A 22,707-nucleotide genomic window follows, 5' to 3' on the forward strand; every position below is an offset into this window, starting at 1 on the left:
CGTGCCCATGATTCGCAGCGTCCGGCGCCTGCCGGTCAACCTCCCGGAAAACATTGCGATGAACCTGATGATCAAGCTCAACCTGCTCGACCGCTTCGGCAACGAGATCAACGCTCGCCTGCTCGACAACGGCCATATCCAGGTCGGGGGCAATGCATGGCGCTACACCTACGCCCGCCTGATGCGTACCGGCGAGATCGAGCTGTACGACGAAGATGGCAACTTCAGCACCGCCGTCGAAGCCCCCCACTTCCGCTGCAACTGAGCCTGTTCCACCGGGCGCGAAGACGTTAGCAGCGGGGCCCACCCGGCCCCGCCGCCGGCCGCAGCCGATACCGACGCCTGCCCCGCAGGCCTGCCCACGTTTCCCCGACTGCAGCGGCAATACACACCGGTCTCCGACATCCAGATCGACCGCTGCCACTCCGACTGCACCTTCCTGCCCCTGAGCGCCTGCGGCAAGGACAGGGCCATCAAGGACCGACCGGGGCTGCCGATGCGCGCCCGCAGCGGACGCCGCCATCGGCGATCCAGGCCTCCAGCGCGGCCACCGGCAGTGGCGGCGAATAGAGATAACCCTGCGCCAGCAGGCAGCCGGCCTGCATCAGGAACCCGGCCTGGTGCGCATGCTCGACGCCCTCGGCGAGCGTCTCCAGTTGCAGGCTGTGCGCCAGTGCGATCACCGTCCTGCAGATCTGCTCGTCATTGCCGTGCTGGCCGATGCCGTTGACGAAGGCGCGGTCGATCTTCAGCCGTGTCATGGGCAGCTGGCGCAGATAGGCCAGGTTTGAATAGCCGGTACCGAAATCATCGACTGCCAGTCTGACACCCAGCGCCTTCAGGGCATTGAGCACCGACATCGCGCGGTCGGGATCCTGCATCAGCATCGATTCGGTGATCTCCAGTTCCAGCCGTGAAGGATCCAGACGCGCCGTGCCGAGGATCGCCTGTACCTGAGCCGGGAAGCGGTCGGGATCCAGCTGCCGGACCGAACAGTTCACGGCCACCATGGGCACCTCGATGCCGGCATCGTCCCAGGCCCGCAACTGGCGGATGGCTTCACGCAATACCCACAGGCCGATCTCGGTGATCAGGCCGTTTTCCTCGGCGATCGGGATGAACTCGTCGGGCGGCACGCGGCCCAGTTCCGGATGCTGCCAGCGCAGCAGCGCCTCCACACCCAGCAGGCGCCCGTCCTGCAGGTCCACCTGCGGCTGGTAGTGCAGGGTGAACTCGCGGCGTGCCATCGCCACGCGCAGCGCACTGTCGATGACGAGGCGGCGCGTGGCGCCCTCCGACAGCGAGGTGTCGAACTCCAGGTACGGCACATGCGGGCGACGCTTCGCCTCATGCGCGGCGAGCTGCGCATGCTTGAGCAGGCTGGCCGCATCATCGCCATGTTGCGGATTGCGCGCGGCACCGATGCTGACCGCCAGCACGGCCATGTGCTCGTGCGCCAGCAGCGGTGCCGCAAACGCGCCCTGCACGGCGTGCACGACGTGGTCCACGGAGGATTCCGGATGGGGGCCGGCGACCGGCACGACGATGGCGAACTCGTCGCCACTGATCCGCGCCAGCATGCCGTCCTCGGGCACGAGGCGCGCCAGGCGTTGCGCGGCGACGCGCAGTGCCTCGTCACCCATGGCATGCCCCAGCGTGTCGTTGATCCGGCGCAGGCGATCGATGTCCACCACCAGCACCCAGTGCGGAAGACCCAGCCGCAGCGACTCGTCCAGCATGATCTGCAGTCGCGTGCGGTTGGGCAGGCCGGTCAATGCATCATGCTGGCTGAGATAGACCAGCTCCGCCTCCTGCGCGCGCATCGCGGTGAGGTCGGTCCAGGTCCCGATGATGCGCAAGGGACCGTCCTTGCGACCGGGCATCACCCGCAGTTCCTCGCGGACATGGCGGATCGCACCGCCGGCATCAAGGATGCGGTACTCGCGGCTCAGGGCCGGGTGCTCTTTCAGGTGAGCAAGGGCGGGAGTCAGCGGCGCCAGGTCATCGGGATAGACCCTGCCCATCCAGAAACCCGGCGCAGACATCTCCTCGGCGCCGAATCCGAACAGTCGCGTCGCGTTCGGACTCACCCATTCGGCCACCAGTTCACCGTCACGTTCGACGGCAAGGGCCAGCACGACGGGACTGGTTTCCAGCACGTGCACCAGACGGGCATGGGCACCACTGGCGGCGGCCCTCGCGACGCGGACACGCCAGCGAAGCACGGCAGCGAAGATGCCCAGCAGGACGATCAGTACGCCGGCCACCACCAGTGACGGCAGCAGCCAGCGCGGCACCACCGTCATCGGTTCCGGCGCCAGCGCGCGGTTGATCGCGCTGAAATAGACCGATCCCTCCTGCGTCTGCCAGTACCGTAACCAGTGGTCGATGCGGGCAAGCACGTCGCCATGCCGCCCTTTCGGCGCTGCAAAGAACAGTGAGACCGGATTGAAGATGACCGCGGTTTCCGTCAGGCCGTAGTCACGGGAAATGCGGCTGCCGAAAAAATTGTTGGTGACGGCGACATCGGCATCGCCGTCGCGGACGGCGGCGAATGCGGCGTCGTAGGTCGCGGTGTACACGGGTGTCCACGACACACCCAGCCCGGCCAGGACCTTCGCCAGCTCGGTGGCCTGGATGCTGGCACTGAGGATCGCCACGCGCCGACCTTCCAGGCCCGTCATGCCCTGGACATCAGTGCCCGGCAGGCGGTAGGCCTGCGACCAGGAGTACGTGACCGGCACATCGTGGAAGGCCATGCGTGTGGCCCGATCCGGTGTCCAGGCGACATCCGGCATCAGGTCCAGGCCACCGTTCTCGAGCCGGCGCATGCAGTCTTCCCAGTCACAGCGTTGGTAACGGATCTGCCAGCCCTCTTCGCGGGCGACGGCCTCGATCAGGTCGACGAACAGGCCGGCCGGCCGGTTACGGCCATCGATGTGTATCTTTGGCGGATTGTCGTAGAGGCCGATGCGCAGCTCGCGCTGGTCCTGACTGGTCCTGCCGCTGCAGGCCGCGAGCGCGGACAGCAGCGTGCCCATCGCCGCGAAGGCAAAGGCACACATACGGCTGGAATGTCGTCGTCCCATCGGGACCCACTCCCTGATGCGCGTTTCGAGGATAACCCAAGCTCACGATTGCGCACACTGCCTCACTTTGATCGACACGGTTTTCCGCACGTTCCCGCTTCGCGGCACGAAATCGAATCCGGCAACCGGACCACACCCGGATCACCACCGCGTGCCGCCCGGACAACGGCCGGAACATGACAGACCGCAAGTGGTGTCGGGAGGTCGGCGCCTTCCAGACAGCCGCCCATGACTTGAAAGGCCCTGCAATCTTCCGTGAGTGACGGTCCGCATCCTCACGGCTACAGTCCCCACGCATTTTGCAGCGCGCCGGGCATCCGCCCGCGCGTACAACGGGAGGCGGCCGCCTTCCGGCAGTACATGCTCGCCGCGATGGGTCTGTCCATCGAATATGCGATCGGCTACGCCCTGGGCCTGCGCCGCTTCCAGCTCGGCGATGGCTACCCGCTGCCGCCAACGCCGGAAGAACGCTCCGACCGGGGGCGCTTCGGCGATCGCGCGCTGGGCTTCCAGGAAGGACTGGCCGGCAAGCCGCCGGGCGGCCTGCCGCTGGAATACACCGCCTTCGTCCAATTGCGCGTCCCGGCCATCACGAAGGCACGATGGCAGTCGGCCAGCGCCGAACGCGGGATGCGCCTGGAAGACTGGATCATCTCGCGACTGGATGCCGCCAGCTGATACCGGTGTATGACTGCGCGGATGCGCCGGCAGGCACCGCCACGCATTGCATCTAGTCGCCGCCCTGCAGATCCCTGCCGGACTTCGAGCAGCCCGGCTCCACCGGTCGCCCGTTGACCAGCACGTTGCGGCCGAAACAGACGCTGCCGGGAATGCCCTCGCGCCCGGTGCCGCCGCCTGACTCCTTCTTTTTAGCCGACCGGTCGATCGTGTTTGACCGGTCGGCATGGACCTGGGCAGACGGTTCGCGCGTGTCGATCCGTACCATGGACCAGTGCCCGCGCCGGTCGCGGTGCAGGACAGCCGTTCCGGTCACCGCCTCGTGGGCGATCGCCCCGTCGCTGCCGGCGAAATCGATCCAGGCGACATCGCCGTCCCAGGAGCCACCCAGGATTCGATCGATGCGGGGCGTCGACATGCGCTGCTTGAGCATGAAGAACGACGACCCGCTGGTCTCGATGTCACCCGGTACATACTCGATGTAGTCAGACGGGTCGAAGCGGACCGTGCCGGTCGCGCTCGCGCGTTCGGCCGGCGCCATCAATCGCAACAGGCCATCGAGATCACCGCCCCATACTGCCGCCGAGCGCGCCATCAGCCAGCGTCCCGGCTCGCCACCGTCTTCCGGGAGGCTGGCTCCCGGCCGCGACGAAGGACCGCGGGCCATCAACGGCAGATCGAAATCGATCATGGCCTTTCCCGCCGGGTCGTCGATCCGCAGTGACCCTGCGATCCGGTCAGCCGCGAACGCCTGCAACTGGAGCGCGGCCCTCGCCGCCGGCGGCCGCCAGGCCACCGCGTAATCCCCATACCGGCTACGGGACGAAAGCAGGCGCCCCTCGCCGTCCAGCCTCACTTCGAACCGCGGGGCATAGTCATCCTCGTTACCGCTGACCCGCTCCAGATCGTCGAGATCGAATTGCCCGTCATCCACCCAGGCACGGCGGTCGAATCGCAGATGGGAAAACGAAAGCAGGACGCCGTCCATGTCGCGGAACGCCACGGCATCGCGGACACGCCAGTCATTGAAGGTGCCGCTGACATTGACCGCCGGACCGGCCAGGCGGTCGGGCACGGACGCGCAGCCTGCCGACAAGGCCAGCGCGCATGCCAGTACGCACCGGGATACAGACGCGGTCATTCCTCTCGATCCGGTGATCGACGGCCGTAGGCAGCCCACCCCGAGGCGGAAGTTGGACGTCGGCACCGGGCGTTTCCGGTCACTGGCGAAGCCATGCCAGGCGGACACGCCATCAGGGCGCCCCCTTCTCCAGAGACAACCGGAACGTCGCAGACCACGCCGAGACCGGCCCCTCGCCCGCCCATGACAACCGCCCATGGACGACGCCATCGCGGCTCTCGAAGGCGTCGATCCGGATGCCGGTCTGGGCCAGCCACTGCTCCTGCCAGTCGGCGATGGAAGGCGTGCGCAGTTCGACGCGATCGTCCTCTCCCGCCGCCGCTTCCGGGATCAGGTAACGCTGCACCTCGGCGTCGAGATCATCCGGATGGATCATCGGCGCCAAGCGGAGCACGGTGCCGTAGTCACCGCCTGCCCAGGTGGAAAGGTTGCCGCCGCTTCCATACCGGAAGCCATCCAGCGGCTTTTCCGCCAGGTAGATCAGGATGAATGGCAGGCCCGTGCTGTAGGCCCGGCCATGGGCGAGCGCAATGACCTTGCCATCAAGCGTGACGCTGGCGTCAACCGTCGCGTCTCCGGCATGGCCCGGGCCGGGCAGCAGAACCGCCAGGCCGCAGAGCGCCGTCACAACAGAACGAAGTGTCGTCATTTGCCTGACCTCCAGTCTGGAATGCGATCAGCCTTCTCAACGGCGGATCCCTGCGACAAGGGCCACCGATGCGCCTTGCCGGCCTGCCCTGGACCCGCGACGGCTGGCCTTCACGACGAGGCGGCATCGGGGCGGCAAGGTCAGGGAAGCCCCCGAACCGGTCACAAACGTCCCCAATCCTCCTCTCCGCCGGGGAGGCGCCGCTAGATGACCCGCGCAGCCGGTGAAGGGAGGAGGTGGCAACCGATGAGGGCGCCGGACCAGCGTCCGGTGTCGCAAGCCATTGTTCTGCGTGGCGTTCCCTGCGGCAACGTCGCGCAAAGTCCGGTCCGTGCATGTCGCTGTCCGCTCCGGACATGGGCCCGGGCAACGCGGTAGGGGATCCTTTTCCCGGATTGCCATCGTGCCGGCGTGCCATCCGCACAGACCCGCCGTCCCTCATTGTCCGGAGAAGAGCTGATGCCTGATCACCGTCGCAGTCGCCGCCCCTCGCGCACCCCGCGCCCGTGCGCACCCGCCTGGATGCTGGGCATTTTCCTGGCCGGCTGCGTGACCGACCTGCTGGCGGCGCCGCAGGGCACCGACTGCTCCGGCATCAGCTTTCCCTACGTGCTGTCCGGCCCCGACAATGCCGCCCGGATCGCCGAGCTGCGCCAGGCCATCGAGTGCGCCGAAGCCAACGCCACGGCCGATGTGATCGACCTGGGCGGTACCACGCTGCTGTTCATCAACGCCGACCCCAGCTCCGGCGACACCGCCCTGCCGAACATCGCCAGCGCGATCACCCTGCGTAACGGCACCCTTCAACGTGACGCGGCGGCGGCGGAATTCCGCCTGCTGACCATCGAGGGCCCGGGCGAATTCCGCGGCGAGACATTGACCTTCCGCAACGGCCTCTCTCACGCCGGTGGCGCCATCTACAACTCCGGGGTGATGGAACTGCGCGACGTCGAGTTCATCAACAACGGCGACCGCGCCCTGACCGCGGAAGGCGGCGCGATCTTCCACGGCGCCATGGATCCGCTGCGCATCATCGACAGCCGGTTCGTGGGCAATGCGGCGACATCGGGCGGCGCGGTGTTCGTGAGCTCCGGCGACGTCTGGATTCGCGGATCGATGCTGCAGGGCAACCAGGCCGACGAAGGCGGCGCGATTTTCAGCCAGTCGTTTTCGATCCGTCTGTTCGACAATGCTTTCCTTGGCAACCACGCACTGCGCGGTGGTGCCATCAAGACCCTCGGTGCCCGCATTTCCGGTACGCGATTCGAGGGCAACACCGCCGACGAGCGCGGCGGTGCGATATCCATGGAAGGGGGCTTCGTGGACCTGTTCCTCGTGAACAGCCTGCTCATCGGCAACCAGGCACCCGATGGCGCCGCGATGGTGGCCACTGGCGCCATGTCGCACCTGCACAACGTCACGATCAACGGCCATCCCGCCGGCGCCGGCAGCCTGCTCCTGAGCGATGGCGACGAGATCGTCCTCGCCAACAGCATTGCCTGGGGCAACAACGGCAGGCCACTGGGGACAGCCACCGTCCGCCACAGCCTGGTCGAGGGCGGCTACCCCGGCGGCACCAGCATCCTCGACCTTGATCCCCGCTTCGTCGATGCGGCCAATGGCGATTTCCGCCTGGCTGCGAACAGTCCCGCCATCGATGCAGGCAACAACGCCGATGTCCATGTCGACAACTGGTGGGATATCGACGACGACGGCGAGTTCGACGACGAGCTGGACGATCTGGCTGGCAACCCGCGACGCCATGACGATGCCGGCGTGGTCGACACGGGAGTCGGCACCGCGCCGATCGTCGACCTGGGTGCCTATGAGCGCCAGACGTCCTCGAGCACGGCCGGCATCAGCGTCAATCCGGACAGCGGACTGGTCACGACGGAGGCCGGGGGCAGCGCCACCTTTACCGTTGTGCTGGCTACCCAGCCCAGCGCGAATGTCATCCTAGGTGTTGTCAGCAGCGACCCGAGTGAGGGCTCGGCCTCACCGGCGACGCTTGACTTCTCGCCTATCGACTGGAATGTGCCGCAGACCGTCACGGTCACCGGCGTCGATGACTTCGTGGTCGATGGTCCCACCCTGTACGAAATCTCCGTCGCACCCGTGAGCAGCGCTGATCCCGCCTACGCCGGTGTCGAGCCGGCGATCGTCTCCGTCACCAACATCGACAACGACATCGCAAGCTTCACCATCCAGAGCGGCGCCCTGGTGACCACGGAGGCCGGTGGCACTGACACCTTTACGGTCGTTCTCAACGCCCAGCCCAGTGCGGACGTCATCTTCGACCTGTCGAGCACTGATCCGGGCGAAGGCATGCCTTCGCCGGCCAGCCTCGTGTTCACGCCGGGCAACTGGAACGTGGCGCAGACCGCTACTGTCACCGGTGTGGATGACTTCGTGGTCGATGGAAACATCAACTACGCCATCCTCCTGTACACCACCAGCGCCGATCCCTTGTTCAACGGCATCGGTCCGGGCGTGGCCTATGCCACCAACATGGATGACGATACGGCCGGCATCATCGTCGACCCGACCAGCGGTCTCGTCACCACCGAAGGCTTCGGCCCCACGGGCTCCCCGGGCATCGACCAGTTCAGCGTGGTGTTGACCAGCGAGCCGACCGCGGACGTGGTCATTGGCCTTTCCAGCAGCGACATGACCGAGGGGACGGTGTCGGTAGCCAGCCTCACCTTCACCGCCGCCAACTGGAACGTCGCGCAGCATGTCGATGTGTACAGCGTCGACGACTACGTGGTCGATGGCGATATCACCTACACCATCGTCACCGCTGCCGCCGTCAGCGCCGATCCGAACTACGACGGCCTCGATCCTGCGGACGTGACAGTCACCAACAGGGACAACGACACGGCGGGCATCACCATCAATCCGACCAGTGGGCTGGTGACCACCGAGGCCGGCGGCACAGCGAGTTTCACCGTGGTGCTCAACACCCAGCCCAGTGCGGACGTCACCATCGGCCTGTCCAGCAGCGATACCACTGAAGGCACGGTTGCCCCGGCCAGCCTGACCTTCACCGCCGCCAACTGGAACATCATGCAGACGGTCACCGTCACCGGCGTGGACGACAACGAGGTCGATGGCGACGTCGCCTACACGATCGTCACCGCCGCGGCGGTCAGTGCCGATCCGAACTACGACGGCCTCGATCCGGCCGATGTCTCGGTGACCAACACCGACGACGACAGCGCCGGCATCACCGTCAATCCGACCAGCGGCCTGGCAACCACCGAGGGCGGCGGCACGGCGACCTTCACCGTTGCGCTCAACAGCCAGCCGGGCGCCGATGTCGTGATCGGACTGTCCAGCAGCGATACCACCGAAGGCACGGTCGCGCCGACGTCGCTGACCTTCACTGCCGCCAACTGGAACAACATGCAGACGGTCACCGTCACCGGCGTGGACGACAACGAGGTCGATGGCGACATCGCCTACACCGTCGTCACCGCTGCCGCCGTCAGCGCCGATCCGAACTACGACGGCCTCGACCCGGCGGACGTCTCGGTGACCAACACCGACGACGACAGCGCGGGCATTACCGTCAATCCGACCAGTGGGCTGGTGACCACCGAGGGCGGCGGCACGGCGACCTTCACCGTTGTGCTCAACAGCCAGCCGGGCGCCGATGTCGTGATCGGACTGTCCAGCAGCGATACCACCGAAGGCACGGTCGCACCGACGTCGCTGACCTTCACTGCCGCCAACTGGAACAACATGCAGACGGTCACCGTCACCGGCGTGGACGACAACGAGGTCGATGGCGACATCGCCTATACCGTCGTCACCGCCGCGGCCGTCAGCGCCGACCCGGACTACAACGGCGTCGACCCGGATGACGTCGCCGTCACCAATATCGACGACGACAGCGCCGGCATCACCATCAACCCGACCGGTGGACTGGTCACCACCGAGGCCGGCGGCAGCGCCACCTTCACTGTCGCGCTGAACACCCAGCCGGGCGCCGATGTCGCCATCGGGCTGAGCAGCAGTGATACGACCGAGGGGACTGTTTCGCCAGGCAGCGTGACCTTCACCGCCGCCAACTGGAACGTTCCGCAGATGGTGACCGTCACTGGCGTCGACGACAACGAGGTCGATGGCGACATCACCTACACCATCGTCACCGCCGCGGCCGTCAGTGCCGATCCGGACTACAACGGCGTCGACCCGGATGACGTCGCCGTCACCAATATCGACGACGACAGCGCCGGCATCACCATCAACCCGACCGGTGGACTGGTCACCACCGAGGCCGGCGGCAGCGCCACCTTCACTGTCGCGCTGAACACCCAGCCGGGCGCCGATGTCGCCATCGGGCTGAGCAGCAGTGATACGACCGAGGGGACTGTTTCGCCAGGCAGCGTGACCTTCACCGCCGCCAACTGGAACGTTCCGCAGATGGTGACCGTCACTGGCGTCGACGACAACGAGGTCGATGGCGACATCACCTACACCATCGTCACCGCCGCGGCCGTCAGTGCCGATCCGGACTACAACGGCGTCGACCCGGATGACGTCGCCGTCACCAATATCGACGACGACAGCGCCGGCATCATGCTGGCGGCCAGCAGTGGCAGTCTGGTGACCTCGGAAATGGGCGACAGCGACAGCTTCACCGCGGTACTGACCACCATGCCGTCCGCTGACGTCATCCTTCCGATTGCCAGCAGTGACAGCACCGAAGGCACGGCAAGCCCGGGCTCGCTGGTCTTCACCCCGGGCAACTGGAACGTTCCCCAGACCGTCACCGTCACCGGCCTCGACGACGCGCAGATCGATGGCGACCAGGCCTACCGGATCCAGGTCGGCCCGGCATCCAGTGCGGATACCACCTACAGCGGCATGACGGCCTGGATGGATGCCGTCAACATTGACGACGATGTTGCACTGGGCAGTCCGCCGCGCCCGGTTCCGTTTGGTGGCATCTGGGTCACGCTGGTCTTGCTGCTCACCATGCTTGCGCTGGCATCAGAGACACTGGCAAGGCGCCGCTGACCACCCGTCACGCTGCCGGCCTGGCGCCGGCAGCGTGTCGTCACCACGCCACCGCAAGGCGAGCCTTGTCGGGCCACCGACCGGGGCGGCGTCCGGGCAGTTCACGCGGCGCGGTTCTTTTTTTCCATCCGGCAGGGCGATTCGACGCATCCACGGCCCAGGCTGAGAATCCACCGCAGCGGCATCTCGTAACGCCCGCAGGCGCGCCCACAGCGCCGCACTCCAGGGCTTCGGTCCGCTTGAAGTCATTGCCGGCCCGCCCGATTCCTGCCCCCGCCCCCACTCGGGATTCCGGCGGCGAACCCGTGCGGCGAGCGCTCACGAAGGCCATCGCCCCGCTTTCGAGGCTGTCGAATCGGCAGTTCCCCGTTCGACCAGCAATCAATCGCGGGCGATGTGTCCCGCGGATATCCCTTCTTCCGGGCCGAGCATGTCTCGGCCTTCGTCAAGACCGTACTCGACGGGGAACGAGCCCTTGCACGCAGCGTTCTCGCTGGATTGCTCGGCCGCTATCCGATCGCGCTCACCCGCGACCTCGATGCTGCCCGACGCTGGATCAAGTCACACGTCCGCGGCAGTGAACGTGCGGGCCTGGTCGCGACCTCGGGCGCGATGCGACTCAAGCCGCACGCCATTGACGTGCGCGCGCCAATCAACCCGGTGCACTGGTTCCTCGGCGATGCCGACGACATCCGATCCAGCAATTTCCTGGAGGACGCGGCCACCGAGTTCCAGGTTCAGGGCCTCGAAGTCGATTGGGCTTGCGTCAACTGGGATGCCGACCTGCGCCGCAGCGGAACCGGCTGGAGCCACCACATGTTCGCGGGCGCGAAATGGAAGAACCTCCGCGACGAATCGCGGATCAGATACCTGGTCAATGCCTATCGCGTACCGCTGACCCGCGCACGTCAAGGCATGGTGATCTTCGTGCCGCCGGGTGACGCAAGCGATGCAACCCGCCTGCCCGCGTATTACGACCCGACCTATGAGTATCTTTGCGGTCTTGGCGTGCCCGTCATCTGACGCGCGTCGAGCGGGCGATCAAACAGCCGGATGGTCCTACCGCGCTCACGCCGGTCATACCCGCCTGCAGAGCCGCGTCAACCGTCGCTGCGGAGGCGATACCGCGGCGTCATCGCCACGTTGGCCTGGTCGCTCATCAGCTGCAGCTCGCCGTCCTGGATCATGGCGGTCAGGCGCATGCCGCGCTGGAGGAGCCCGGTCGCTGCCTCCACGTCGTCAGGCGACAGGTCGATCACGGTGAGGTTGCGGAAGCGAGCCAGGCTCGATTCGATCCTGCTCCACCACACATCCGCACTGTGGCCACCGTAGTTCACCACGATCACCTGGCCTGACCGGACGCTGGCCTTGCGGATACGGCCCTCATCAGGCTGGCCCACGAAGATCCAGCGCTCGATGTGGTCGGTGTAGTCGCGCTGCCACAGGTCGGCGTCTTCCTCGTTGCTGAGGCCGCGGCCGAACTCGAGCCGCTCGTCGGCAAACAGCGCGAAGGCAACCAGCCGCGTCATCAGCCTCGCCGGTGTTTCCGAGGGATGCTGGGCAAGGGTGAGCACATGGACGGCGTAGTAATGCCGGTCCATGTCGGTGACTTGCAGTTCCACCTTGTAGATCGTCGAGCTGGGAGTCATGTTGCTACCGGGAATGGGCAGGAGGAACAGCGGAACGGACGCCCTCCGTAATCCGACATGATGACGACCGGTGGGATTTCCAGCGCCGGCCCGGACAGATCCTGTGCACCGGTTGACCTCGGGAAGCGGAGTCTAGCGCCTCTGCCAGTCACGCACCGGCACGGATGTGATCGAACGGCCAGGCCTTCGCCAGTGATGGCCATCATCCCTGTACAACCGGCGTGACAACCCGGGCATCCGCCTTCCAGGCCAGCGGCCTTCACGACAGCCTCTCTGGATGGATGTCGCCTGAACGCTGAAGCGCCCGGGAAACAGAACGGGTCTGACAGGTGACGCACAACGTCGATTCGCCACGCTCGCCGAAGAGGGCGCCAGACTGGTCGGCAGATTGGGCTTCCACCCGCGCGATACGCGCAACGACGGGCGTCTGGAAGGGCTGCCCCAGCTTTGCACCGGCCACCACCTTGGACATGATGCGGACGCCCGCGACATTGGCGGATCCCCCATCGGGCCGGCCGATCTGGCGCGCACGCCTTCAGTCGTGTCAACCCCGACCGGGACGGGTCCGCAACCTCCGTGCGACGCAGCAGACCGATTACGGTGAACGTCCGGCGCCATGGCGGGCCGGAAACAAGGTGCCGGCGCCTGCCCTCGAAATGGCGTTCAAGAGCAGGCAGGCGCCGGCGTTGCAACTCAGCGGCTGGACCAGCGCAGGTTGAAGCCGACACTGCGCTCCGGTGCCAGTGCCGACAGCTCGTCCGCGGTCGCGAAGTAGGTCTTGTCCAGCGCGTTGCGGGCGTAAAGCTGCAAGTTCCAGTGCTTGCCCAGCGGCAGCTTGTAATCGACGTCGACGAGGTCCACCGATGCGCGTTCGACTTCCTCGAAGCCCGGGCGATCCATGCGTGCGCGGTGCTGGTAGAGCAGACCCAGCGAGCCCGGGCCCAGCGCATAACGCGCATCGAAGGTAAAGGTGACCGGGGGCGCGCCATAAAGCGGCTCGCCGGTCAGCTCGTTCTTGCTGCGGACGACCGCTGCACTGGCCGACAGCTGCAGCGCCTCGGTGGCACGTACGCCGACAGCCACTTCGAAGCCATGCAGCTGCGCCTCGCCGACGTTGGTGTAGCCATTCACGCCGGGCGCGACTTCGTAGAGCTGGATCAGGTCTTCGACATCGGTTCGCCACAGGTTGGCCTGCGCATGCCAGCGCCCCAGGTTCAGGCCGTAGCCGAGATCGATGCCCAGCGAGTGCTCCGAATCCAGGTCCGGATTGCCGACGATCTCGCCCTGCGCGGTGACGCCGGTGTAGAAGCGTTCTTCAAGCGTCGGGAAACGGTAGCCTGAGGCGAGGTTCAGGCTGAGCCGCTGCGCCGGATCGATATTCCAGACACCGCCGAGGTTGAAGGCGGTGTCGGAACTGCTGGAGCTGGCGCCGCTCAACGACTGGCTGACGCGGCTGGTGCGGACGCCGGCCTCCAGCTTGAGCTGGTCATCCAGTTGCCAGTCGACAAGGCCGAACGCCGACCACAGGTTCTCGCTGGCGTTGCGCAGGCTGTAGTTGCGATTGGCCGGCGTCTGCGTGGCGTCATAGCCGGTGACGTCGCGGCGGCCGAGGTACTCGACGCCGGCGTTGAAGGCCAGCGCACCGACCTGCCAGGTGTGCTGCGCGGTCAGGCCGTAATCGGTGCTCTCGATGTAGGCCCAGCTGTCCGGCGAGCCGGGACGCTGGTTGTAGGTCAGCAGTGACTGGTCGTGACCGGACAGGCGCAGGTCGAATCCGCCGGCATGGCTCAGGTGCAGGTTTGCCACCGTGTGGCGGTCTTCGGGATAGGTGGTGTCCCGCTGTGGGTAGCGGCTGTTGGACTTGCCGATATCGGTGGTGCGCGAAGGAATCAGCGAGGCCTCGAACAGGTAGTCGCCGAACAGGTGCTGCCACTGCAGGGTGGCGCTGTCACGGCGGTAGCTGGTGTTCAGGGGCGTGCCATCGGCGGCTTCGGTGTCGCCGGCGCGGCGGCGCGCGACGCCGATCGACAATGACTCGTTGCCATGCCCGGCCATCAGCAGGGTTTCGTCGCCGGAATCGGCATAACCGGCGGTGATCTCGCTGCCGTCGAACCAGTGCGGTGCGATCGAGATCGCGCCGCCGAGGGCACCCGGCCCGAAATGCACGGTGGCGGGACCGCGGGTCACGCTCATCGCGCCGAGCAGGGCCGGTTCCACGAACGAGATCGGCACGCCGGCACGGCGCTGCGCGGTGATCGGCATGCCGTCGAACAGCACCAGGATGCCGTTGGCGGTACTGCCGCGGATGGAGAAGGTTTCGAAGGCGCCGTTCTGGCCCGTGGCACCGACGCCGGGAATGCGGACCAGCAGGTCCTGCACGTCGACCTGGGCGCCGGGACTCTCGCGCCAGCTGATCTGGTCGGTGCTGAGGGTGTCGGGCACATCCGAGACGGTTCCTTGCGCCACGACCTCGACCTTGTCCAGTTCCCGCGCGGAATCCATGGATGTGCCGGCGGAGGCCCGGGCCGACATCGGCAGGGTCAACGTGGCGAGGGCGGTGAGCAGGGCGTGGGACAGGGGTTTCAGGCGCATGGTGCGGACACTTGGGGTGAAAGATCGCGGAGTCTAGAAGTGCCTGCCGGGCTTGGCATCCACCTCTGGTAGGAGGTCCGCGGCGGATCGAGGCGGTAGCCGATTGTTGCGGCCATGCCCGCTCGGGCTATGCTGGCCGCCGCTGCACGTCGGGTGCGGCGATTCCCGGGATGTCGGAGCGGTGGTGAAAGGTCTTCGTCTGCAGCTGGCTGTGTTCTACATACTGCTGTCGCTTCCGGCGCTGCTGCTGATCGAGCGGGCGGTATTCGGCTGGAAGTTCGAGAACATGCTGCGGCAGCTGGCCGACGGCCGCGTCGAAGCGCTCCTGCAGCACGAAGCCGTCTCCATCGACGAGGCAATGGCTGCCGGTGCACGCGAGGAAGAGCTGAAGTTGCGCCTGCAGCATCTGGTCCTGCGGCTTGAACGGCCGCGCGAAAGCCTGGGCACCTCGGCCGCCTTCGTCCTGCTGGAGCTGACGCCGCACCCGTTCGAGGCGCGGCTGCGCACCGCTTCCGGCGAACGGATCGCCGCCGACACCCCGCGGCAGGATGCGCCGGACTGGCTGCACCGCGCCTGGTCGATGCCCGTCCCCGATCGCGCAGGCCGCGAACCGTGGCAACTGGACGTCGACCTGGCCGTGCCGACGCCGTGGCGGTTGTCGCTGGAAGCAGTGAGTTTCGAGTGGCGGTTGGCGGTCGCCTATCTGGTCATTTTCCTGCTGGGCTCCGCCTGGTTCCTGCGCTGGCGCGTGCTCGGGCGTGTCTCGCGCATGGCGGAAGCGGCGGGCGCCTGGGCGCGCGGCGATTTCAGCGTGGCGCTGGCCGATCGCAACAGCGACGAGCTGGGACGTCTGGCGCAGGCGCTGGACCGCATGGCCGCGGATGTGCAGGCGCTGGTCGGAACCCGGGCGCGCCTGGCCAGCCTGGAGGAACGCCAGCGGCTGGCGCGCGACCTGCACGATACGGTCAAGCAGAAGGCGTTCGCACTGTCCTTGCAGCTGTCTGCGGCGCGCGACAGTGCCAGCGAAACCGCGCGGCAGCAGCGCCTGCAGGAAGCGCAGGGCCTGATGGCCGAGATCCAGCACGAACTGGCCGAACTGCTGCAGGACATGCGCGGCGAGCCTTCCGATGCCCTTGCGGAAGTGGACCTGGTGCCGGCACTGTCTTCGCGACTGGACGACTTCACGCGGCGAAGCGGTCTCGTCGGCGAGGCGGCACTGCCGGAATCGGTGGAGGTGCCGGCGGACACCGCTGATGCCGTGCTGCGCGTCTACGACGAGGCCCTCAGCAATGTCTGGCGGCACGCCGCTGCCCGGCACGTACGCGTGCAGCTGGCGCCGCTGCCGGAAGGCTGGGCTCTTAGCGTGGAAGACGACGGCCGTGGTCTGGGCGCTGCCAGCCGGGATGGAATGGGCATGAACAACATGCGCGAGCGCTCGCGGGCGATCGGCGCGCGCTTCGAAGTGCACGGAGGCGCCGGGGGCGGTACACGGCTGCTGCTGGTGTTCCCGGAAGGGATATCGAGGCCATGAGCACCACCCCGCTCAAGGTGCTGCTGGTCGATGACCACGCCGTGGTGCGCCAGGGCCTTCGCGCCTACCTGGAACTGCAACCGGGCATCGAAGTCTGCGCGGAAGCCGACAGCGCGCGCCAGGCCGCCGAACAGGCGCTGCGCTGCCAGCCCGACGTCGCCCTGGTCGATCTGGTCATGCCGGACGAAGACGGCCTCCAGGCCACGCGCCGGATCCGCAGCGTCAGTCCACGTACGCGTGTACTGGTGCTGACGTCGAGCCTCGGCCTTGACGACGTCCAGCCTGCGTTCGATGCCGGCGCATCCGGCTATCAGCTCAAGGAAATCGGCGGCAGCGAACTGCTCGACTGTCTGTGGCGGGTCGCACGCGGTGAACGCGTGCTGCACCCGCGCCTGGGCGCGAGCGCACCGCAGCCGCGCACCCGGAATGAATCCCCGTCCTCCGCCGTGGCCGCGCTCAGTGCGCGTGAACGCGAAGTGTTGCTGCTGATGGCCGAAGGCCTGTCCAACACCGAGATCGCCGAACGCCTGCAGATCGGCGAGGCGACGGTGAAGACGCATGTCGGCAACGTGCTGGGCAAGCTTGGCCTCTCCGACCGCACCCAGGCGGCGGTCTGGGCCTGGCGACAAGGCCTGGCGCGCTAGGCCGCAAGCCGATCGCGTCGCTGCGAAGCCTGAAGACCGGGTCGGCCCGCCGGCCTTCTTCCCTGGCACTGCTGGAATGCGCTGCGCCGACCCGCGTTTTCGCTGCGCCTCCGCGCTTCCCGTCCTGCCGGGTCGTCTGCAAGGCCCGTCGTTGGCCTGGCCGGGAAGCGGCGCTTTTCGGCGGCACTGGCGATGACGGGCGTGCTGCGGGAATGCCCCGCATTCCGATAGCGCGCTCGATCGCGGCGCACTGCCCTGCCCCTACTCGAAGCCGTCGGCGAAGATCACGTCACCCGCTTCGGTCGCCCCGATGTCGCAACCCGCCCCTTGCGGCCGAGGGTAGCCCCGCTGGTCGAACGGCGGGCAGAACCCCGCGTTGGCCGCGTCGATCGCAACGCTGTCCCCGGCGGGCATGAATGTCTGGGTCAGCCCGCCGTGATTCCCCAAGGCGCCGAGTGCGAGTGCGCTGGTACTGACTCCGACCATGTTGAGGCCGGTCGACAGACCACAGGTATTGCCCCCGTTCTCGATGTTGCCGATGCCGGAATCCACCGCACCCGTTCCGAGGTCGCAGGTGCCGCGCAGGATACTGTTGTAGATGCCAAGGACGTAGTCGGCATTGGCGCCGATGCCGCCGATCGCGGTGCCGGTCAGGCCGAGCGGATGCATGCCGTCAGCCACGATCGTGACATGCCGCAACACCAGCGTGGAACCGGACACACTGCTCCAGCCGATCGATCCGCCCCGTGCGCCACCGGGCATCCCGACGGCGGCCGCCGCAATGCTGTTGTTGGTGAACGTACTGTTCTCGATGATCAGGGAAATGTCCGAACCGCTGGCCAGCACCGCGCCACCGGCACTCGCGCTGCCGCGGTTGCCGGCAAAGGTGGAGCCGCTGACGCGCAGGTCGGAGCCCAGGCCCACGCGAAGCGCTCCAGGCATCGGGTTTCCAACGTCGCTGGTGGTGTTGTCGAGGAAATCGCTGCGAACGAGCGTCCCCTTCTTGTTCACGATCAGCAGGGGCTGGGCATTGTTCCGGTAGCGAAGCCGATCGATTTCGAGCTCACCCGTCACATCGGGAGCGAGGCCGACGATGCGCAGGCCGTCGCGGGTATCGAGCACATCGGTGCGAAGGATGACCACGGGATCGAACGTCGAGAAGAAGGCGCCGGACGCGCCATCCGGCGCAAGCGCGCCATCGATGACCGAGTCACGAAGCTCGACATAGGTATGGCTCACGTTCGCCGGGGGAACGTCGAACACGGCGACGTGCGCGGCTCGGCTGTCCGTCAGTGCGAACTTGTCCATGCCGACGCTCGCCACATATGCCGCGATTTCACTGTCGCCGATCCAGAACGAACCGGCCACGCCTCCAGGCCCGGGCCCGGCCCGCAACGTGCCCAAGGGGTTCGGCGCGACAACGTCGACAACACGCACTTCGCTGCCGCTGGCCGCGACCAGTTCCTGGCCGCCGAACGCATCGACCGTGAGTCCGTTGATCTCGAACGGGTGGTCGGATTCAACCGTCAACAGGTCGGTGAAGCCGTCTCCAATCACCTGCGTCTGCGTGCGCCCGGCACCCAGGATCCGCGTCGGACCGGTCACCTCCAGCGGCGTGTCGTTGATCTGGTAGCTGCCGGCTCCCAGGCGGATGTCGTCGTAGGTCGCCGGATCGGCATTCGCCGCCAGCACCGCTTCGCGCAGGGAGCAGTCCACCGGCGTGCACCCGTCCGGGACCGGATCGTCGAATCGCGTGACGAGAATCTCCTGCGCGTCCGCTCCAGGCGCTATCAAGAGAAGGGCGATGAAAACGAGACCCGGGAAACCCGGCGAGCTGGCCGACCGCATGCATGACTCCTTGGCTGATTTCCCGGACCACGGGAAAACGGAATCGCAGGGGCCACCGTGTGTGAGCGGACCTCGAAAAAGGTCCAATGCGCCACGGAGTCCCGCCCGGTGGAGCGGCGGCCGTGCTGAATCCGACGCGTCCGCAGAGCGGCCCGCGGCAAGCCTGTCAAACCCTTGCCTGTCAAACCCTTTCCCTATTCAACCGCCCGTCCCCTGTCGACGGAGTTTTTCTATCCCTGTCGCGATTTCAAGGACGAAAAAGGAAGTCCAGCTGGACAACCATGGCGGTCCGCGGTCGGAAAGCAGATCCACGGGAGAAGCACCTGGGATCAGCGTGCTTGACGAACGGCAACCGCCACCGCTTCGACTTTGTTCTGACGTTCGGTTGCCTTCTTCAGGACCACGGCATACACCTTCTTCTTCTCGGCTGCAGGCGCCGTCCGGATAAAATCCGAGAACGGGCTGGACTTGGCGGGTTTTGGCCGGAGAATGCGGGAGAACATGACGCCAATCTAAGGCAAACCCAGCAGCCGCTCAAGCTCGGCACGCCCCACCCGTTCAGGAATATGCGAGTCGATCTGGTCGATCCCCGCACGGTAGAAGCGGTTGCTGTTGTCATTGTTCTTCATTAACAGGTCCACCTGCATGACCGATCCAAATTCCCGCTTGATCCGGTTCACGACTTCCCGCGCACCGAAATACTGGTCTATGAAGGTCCGAAGTTCAATCCGGCGACCTTCGGCTGCTTCTCGGGCCTGGACAAACTTCCATGCCAGCATCGGCTCTTGGTAAACATACAGAATTTAGACAGGCCGCCCCGCACTCAGCGACCGCTGCACATTCTTGCGTGCCACCTCGTAGCTGGCAAAAGTACCATCCAGAACGAAGCTCAGGCGACGGCGAAATGCCTCGTCAAGCACGGCGTCAACGAGCGGAGAAACGGCCCGCTGGAACAGCCAGGCGTTACCACCCCTAAAGTCTGGAATCCGCTCACGCAATTCATCCGGATCGATGCGCAGAATGCGCCATTCCGGAAACCGTTCAATCAGCTCAATCGATGCTTCAGTCTTGCCAGCCCCAGGGGACCCGGCCATGAACACCGAAACCGGCTCCGCCTCTTCTTGATAAATGGACTTGTCAGTCAACTCGCGGGCGATCCGCTTGCGGTTGGCCCTGGCGAATGCCAACGCATCTTCGGCAATCTGGCTCTCGCTCGGATCCATGATGCCATTCTGTCTCTTTCATGGTCCCACGTCAGCTGTCGGACTCATTGTCAGAGGTTATGAGGCAACAGAAGGGTCACCTGCGAAGGCCATTCCTGCGTAAGGTCACGGGGAAACTAGCACCAGATCAGGATGGTTTCCCAGTCCAAACTGGGCGGCAGGGTTATGCTGGCACGACGTGCATCGTTGGTGAAACTGCTGATTCGTGATGGGAACCCCACGTTGCAGGGCAACGCGCACTACTCCAGCATGCATTGACGCCGCGCAGCCCTGCGACCGGCTGCGCCCACCGGGACACAGGACCGCCATGACCGAATCCACCCTCAGTGCGCCCGCCATTCCGTTCCAGCACAGCTACACCACGCTTCCCGATCGGCTGTGGGTGCCGGTGGACCCGACACCGGTATCGGCGCCGCGATTGCTGGTCCTGAATGAAACACTCGCGCACGAGCTGGGCATCGCGACGCAGCTGGGGTCGCCATTGGCGCCAGCGATGCTGGCGGGCAACGTGCTGCCGCCTGGTGCGAAGCCCATCGCGCTGGCCTACGCCGGTCACCAGTTCGCCCACTTCGTGCCACAACTGGGTGATGGCCGGGCCATCCTGCTGGGTGAACTGCGGGATGTCGCCGGTCAGCGTCGCGACGTGCAGCTCAAGGGCGCGGGACCCACGCCCTTCTCGCGCGGCGGCGATGGCCGCGCCGCCATCGGGCCGGTGCTGCGCGAATTCCTCGTCAGCGAGGCGATGCATGCGCTGGGCGTGCCGACCACGCGTTCGCTGGCAGCGGTGACCACGGGCGAGGCGGTGTGGCGTGAAGTGCCGCTGCCCGGTGCGGTCCTGGCAAGGGTCGCCGCCAGCCATCTGCGCGTGGGCACCTTCCAGTTCGCCGCCGCCCGCAACGATATGGAGTCACTGCGCGCGCTCACTTCGTATGCGCTCACACGGCATTATCCGGACCTGGCGGATTCCGCACGACCGGCGCTGGCGCTGCTGCGCGCGGTCGGCGAACGCCAGGCCGCGCTGGTCGCCAGCTGGATGCATGTCGGATTCATCCATGGCGTGATGAACACCGACAACAGCTCGATCTCCGGGGAGACCCTGGACTATGGCCCCTGCGCGTTCCTGGACGAATACGATCCCGGCAAGGTGTTCAGTTCAATCGACCGCCGCGGGCGCTATGCGTTCGCCAACCAGGCGGTGATCGCGCACTGGAACCTGGCGCGACTGGCCGAGTGCCTGCTGCCGCTGATCGACAGTGACGATGACATCGCGCTCGACATGGCCGACGAAGCGATCAGCGAGTTCCCACTGCGATTCAGGCAGCGCTGGCTGGACGGCATGCGTGCCAAACTGGGACTGTCCTCGAGCGAGGAGGGCGACGAGGCACTGGCAAACGACCTGCTGACGGCCATGCAGGCGGCAGGCGCCGATTACACCGTCGTATTCCGCTCTCTCTCGGCACTGGCCGGCGATACAGGGGCATCCGGAAATCGAGGCGCCGACCTGCCATCGTCCGCGGACTTTGATGCCTGGCTTGCGCGCTGGCGCGAGCGCTGCGCACGCGACCCGCTGGCGTCCGCAGGGCGTGAAGCGAAAATGCGCGCCACCAATCCGGCCGTCATCCCGCGCAACCACCTCGTTGAGCAGGCGCTGGCATCGGCGGCCGAAGGCGACCTCGCCCCGTTCCATGCACTGCTTGCCGCGGTACGACGCCCCTTCGACGATGACGCCGCGACCCGCCCGTACATGCAGCCGCCGCAACCGGATCAACGCGTGACCAGAACCTTCTGCGGCACCTAGACCCGACCGCACCCACACTCTTCAACGAGCCGGGTGTCCAGCCGGCACATCACGGTGGCAGCAATAACACACGGCGCAACCGCCCCCGCCTTCCCTCCAGCGATGGAACGCCGATGTCGCGGTCACCTCCCCCCCATCGCCAAAACCGCCGGACAACCGATCACCCCAAACCCGTCACACCCGCGAAGGCGGGTGTCCAGTCATCCTCGCCACGGAGAGCAAAGAAAACGCGGCCAAACAGCACCCACCTTTCCCCAGCGACGGGGATGCGATGACAAGGTCTTCACTCCGCGCATCGCCGAGACCGCCGGACAACCGATCGCCCCCAAGCCCGTCACACCGCGAAGGCGGGTGTCCAGTCATCCTCGCCACGGAGAGCAAAGAAAACGCGGCCAAACAGCACCCACCTTTCCCCAGGGACGGGGATGCGATGACAAGGTCTTCACTCCGCGCATCGGCCGAGACCGCCGGACAGCCGATCGCCCCCAAACCCGTCACACCCGCGAAGGCGGGTGTCCAGTCATCCTCGCCACGGAGAGCAAAGAAAACGCGGCCAAACAGCACCCACCTGTCCCCAGGGATGGGGATGCGATGACAAGGTCTTCACTCCGCGCATCGCCGAGACCGCCGGACAACCGATCACCCCAAGCCCGTCACACCCGCGAAGGCGGGTGTCCAGTCATCCCGCCACAGAGAACGAAGAAAACGCGGCCAAACGGCACCCACCTGTCCCCAGGGACGGGGATGCGATGACAAGGTCTTCACTCCGCGCATCGCCGAGACCGCCGGACAACCGATCACCCCAAGCCCGTCACACCCGCGAAGGCGGGTGTCCAGTCA

15 protein-coding genes and 1 pseudogene are annotated in these 22,707 nt (G+C 66.4%); 7 read left to right on the forward strand and 9 right to left on the reverse strand.

Translation table 11 applies throughout. From position 1 onward, the window contains the following. Window positions 1-58 precede the first annotated feature (58 nt). Window positions 59-265, forward strand: coding sequence for a hypothetical protein (locus tag EDC25_RS01575; RefSeq protein WP_164484160.1), 207 nt, complete (start codon window positions 59-61; stop codon window positions 263-265). 208 nt (window positions 266-473) lie between these two features. Here the strand turns inward: EDC25_RS01575 and EDC25_RS01580 are convergent, their stop codons facing one another. Next, the gene (locus EDC25_RS01580; protein ID WP_123522911.1) at window positions 474-3,089 is read right to left on the reverse strand and encodes an EAL domain-containing protein; all 2,616 of its coding nucleotides are present in this window, start codon (window positions 3,087-3,089) and stop codon (window positions 474-476) included. 372 nt (window positions 3,090-3,461) lie between these two features. Between EDC25_RS01580 and EDC25_RS01585 the strand changes: the two genes are divergently transcribed. Next, entirely contained in the window at window positions 3,462-3,767 is a 306-nt protein-coding gene (locus tag EDC25_RS01585; protein WP_132577171.1) for a hypothetical protein, read from the forward strand. A 52-nt stretch (window positions 3,768-3,819) separates the two neighbouring features. Here the strand turns inward: EDC25_RS01585 and EDC25_RS01590 are convergent, their stop codons facing one another. Beyond that, window positions 3,820-4,755, reverse strand: coding sequence for a hypothetical protein (locus EDC25_RS01590; protein WP_132577172.1), 936 nt, complete (start codon window positions 4,753-4,755; stop codon window positions 3,820-3,822). A gap of 265 nt (window positions 4,756-5,020) precedes the next feature. Further along, window positions 5,021-5,557: a hypothetical protein gene (locus tag EDC25_RS01595; RefSeq protein WP_132577173.1), complete on the reverse strand. Its 537-nt coding sequence runs from the start codon at window positions 5,555-5,557 to the stop codon at window positions 5,021-5,023. A gap of 522 nt (window positions 5,558-6,079) precedes the next feature. On the opposite strand from EDC25_RS01595, the gene EDC25_RS01600 reads away from it, so the two are divergent. After that, window positions 6,080-10,582: a beta strand repeat-containing protein gene (locus tag EDC25_RS01600; RefSeq protein WP_165910859.1), complete on the forward strand. Its 4,503-nt coding sequence runs from the start codon at window positions 6,080-6,082 to the stop codon at window positions 10,580-10,582. Window positions 10,583-10,978: 396 nt separating this feature from the next. Beyond that, window positions 10,979-11,605, forward strand: a complete 627-nt coding sequence (locus EDC25_RS01605) for a DNA/RNA helicase domain-containing protein (protein ID WP_164484156.1) — start codon at window positions 10,979-10,981, stop codon at window positions 11,603-11,605. 77 nt (window positions 11,606-11,682) lie between these two features. Here EDC25_RS01605 and EDC25_RS01610 read toward each other — a convergent pair whose 3' ends face one another. The 3 genes from EDC25_RS01610 to EDC25_RS01620 all read right to left on the reverse strand — a co-directional run bounded on the left by EDC25_RS01610 (window position 11,683) and on the right by EDC25_RS01620 (window position 14,823). Continuing rightward, the gene (locus EDC25_RS01610) at window positions 11,683-12,231 is read right to left on the reverse strand and encodes a YaeQ family protein (protein ID WP_123522905.1); all 549 of its coding nucleotides are present in this window, start codon (window positions 12,229-12,231) and stop codon (window positions 11,683-11,685) included. Between the two features lie 259 nt (window positions 12,232-12,490). Further along, complete coding sequence (locus EDC25_RS01615; protein ID WP_132577175.1) at window positions 12,491-12,703, reverse strand: hypothetical protein; 213 nt, start codon at window positions 12,701-12,703, stop codon at window positions 12,491-12,493. Window positions 12,704-12,924: 221 nt separating this feature from the next. Continuing rightward, window positions 12,925-14,823 carry a TonB-dependent receptor gene (locus EDC25_RS01620; protein ID WP_123522904.1) on the reverse strand — a complete coding sequence of 633 codons (1,899 nt, stop codon included), beginning with the start codon at window positions 14,821-14,823 and terminating at the stop codon, window positions 12,925-12,927. Window positions 14,824-15,007: 184 nt separating this feature from the next. Here EDC25_RS01620 and EDC25_RS01625 point away from each other — a divergent pair, with 184 nt between their 5' ends. Both EDC25_RS01625 and EDC25_RS01630 read left to right on the forward strand, forming a co-directional pair. Then, window positions 15,008-16,354, forward strand: a complete 1,347-nt coding sequence (locus EDC25_RS01625; protein WP_132577176.1) for a sensor histidine kinase — start codon at window positions 15,008-15,010, stop codon at window positions 16,352-16,354. Beyond that, window positions 16,351-16,998, forward strand: coding sequence for a response regulator (locus tag EDC25_RS01630; RefSeq protein WP_123522902.1), 648 nt, complete (start codon window positions 16,351-16,353; stop codon window positions 16,996-16,998). Before EDC25_RS01625 ends, EDC25_RS01630 begins: the two co-directional genes overlap by 4 nt. Window positions 16,999-17,259: 261 nt before the next feature. Here the strand turns inward: EDC25_RS01630 and EDC25_RS01635 are convergent, their stop codons facing one another. The 3 genes and pseudogenes from EDC25_RS01635 to EDC25_RS14970 all read right to left on the reverse strand — a co-directional run bounded on the left by EDC25_RS01635 (window position 17,260) and on the right by EDC25_RS14970 (window position 20,069). After that, window positions 17,260-18,846: a CSLREA domain-containing protein gene (locus EDC25_RS01635; protein ID WP_132577177.1), complete on the reverse strand. Its 1,587-nt coding sequence runs from the start codon at window positions 18,844-18,846 to the stop codon at window positions 17,260-17,262. A 329-nt stretch (window positions 18,847-19,175) separates the two neighbouring features. Then, complete coding sequence (locus EDC25_RS14620) at window positions 19,176-19,349, reverse strand: hypothetical protein (protein ID WP_164484154.1); 174 nt, start codon at window positions 19,347-19,349, stop codon at window positions 19,176-19,178. 9 nt (window positions 19,350-19,358) lie between these two features. Beyond that, window positions 19,359-20,069, reverse strand: a pseudogene (locus tag EDC25_RS14970) (zeta toxin family protein). 307 nt (window positions 20,070-20,376) lie between these two features. On the opposite strand from EDC25_RS14970, the gene EDC25_RS01645 reads away from it, so the two are divergent. Next, window positions 20,377-21,867 (forward strand): protein adenylyltransferase SelO, encoded by a 1,491-nt coding sequence (locus tag EDC25_RS01645; protein WP_123522900.1) that lies wholly within the window; start codon window positions 20,377-20,379, stop codon window positions 21,865-21,867. Window positions 21,868-22,707 lie beyond the last annotated feature (840 nt).

It is taken from the genome of Pseudofulvimonas gallinarii, assembly GCF_004343305.1.
GTDB lineage: Bacteria > Pseudomonadota > Gammaproteobacteria > Xanthomonadales > UBA2363 > Pseudofulvimonas > Pseudofulvimonas gallinarii.

Excerpts from the sequence above, each read along its gene's own strand:
- EDC25_RS01575 (WP_164484160.1), top strand. The coding sequence starts at position 59 with ATGAACCTGATGATCAAGCTCAACCTGCTCGACCGCTTCGGCAACGAG.
- EDC25_RS01580 (WP_123522911.1), bottom strand. The coding sequence starts at position 3,089 with ATGGGACGACGACATTCCAGCCGTATGTGTGCCTTTGCCTTCGCGGCG.
- EDC25_RS01585 (WP_132577171.1), top strand. The coding sequence starts at position 3,462 with ATGGGTCTGTCCATCGAATATGCGATCGGCTACGCCCTGGGCCTGCGC.
- EDC25_RS01590 (WP_132577172.1), bottom strand. The coding sequence starts at position 4,755 with ATGGACGGCGTCCTGCTTTCGTTTTCCCATCTGCGATTCGACCGCCGT.
- EDC25_RS01595 (WP_132577173.1), bottom strand. The coding sequence starts at position 5,557 with ATGACGACACTTCGTTCTGTTGTGACGGCGCTCTGCGGCCTGGCGGTT.
- EDC25_RS01600 (WP_165910859.1), top strand. The coding sequence starts at position 6,080 with ATGCTGGGCATTTTCCTGGCCGGCTGCGTGACCGACCTGCTGGCGGCG.
- EDC25_RS01610 (WP_123522905.1), bottom strand. The coding sequence starts at position 12,231 with ATGACTCCCAGCTCGACGATCTACAAGGTGGAACTGCAAGTCACCGAC.
- EDC25_RS01615 (WP_132577175.1), bottom strand. The coding sequence starts at position 12,703 with ATGTCCAAGGTGGTGGCCGGTGCAAAGCTGGGGCAGCCCTTCCAGACG.
- EDC25_RS01620 (WP_123522904.1), bottom strand. The coding sequence starts at position 14,823 with ATGCGCCTGAAACCCCTGTCCCACGCCCTGCTCACCGCCCTCGCCACG.
- EDC25_RS01630 (WP_123522902.1), top strand. The coding sequence starts at position 16,351 with ATGAGCACCACCCCGCTCAAGGTGCTGCTGGTCGATGACCACGCCGTG.
- EDC25_RS01635 (WP_132577177.1), bottom strand. The coding sequence starts at position 18,846 with ATGCGGTCGGCCAGCTCGCCGGGTTTCCCGGGTCTCGTTTTCATCGCC.
- EDC25_RS14620 (WP_164484154.1), bottom strand. The coding sequence starts at position 19,349 with ATGTTCTCCCGCATTCTCCGGCCAAAACCCGCCAAGTCCAGCCCGTTC.
- EDC25_RS01645 (WP_123522900.1), top strand. The coding sequence starts at position 20,377 with ATGACCGAATCCACCCTCAGTGCGCCCGCCATTCCGTTCCAGCACAGC.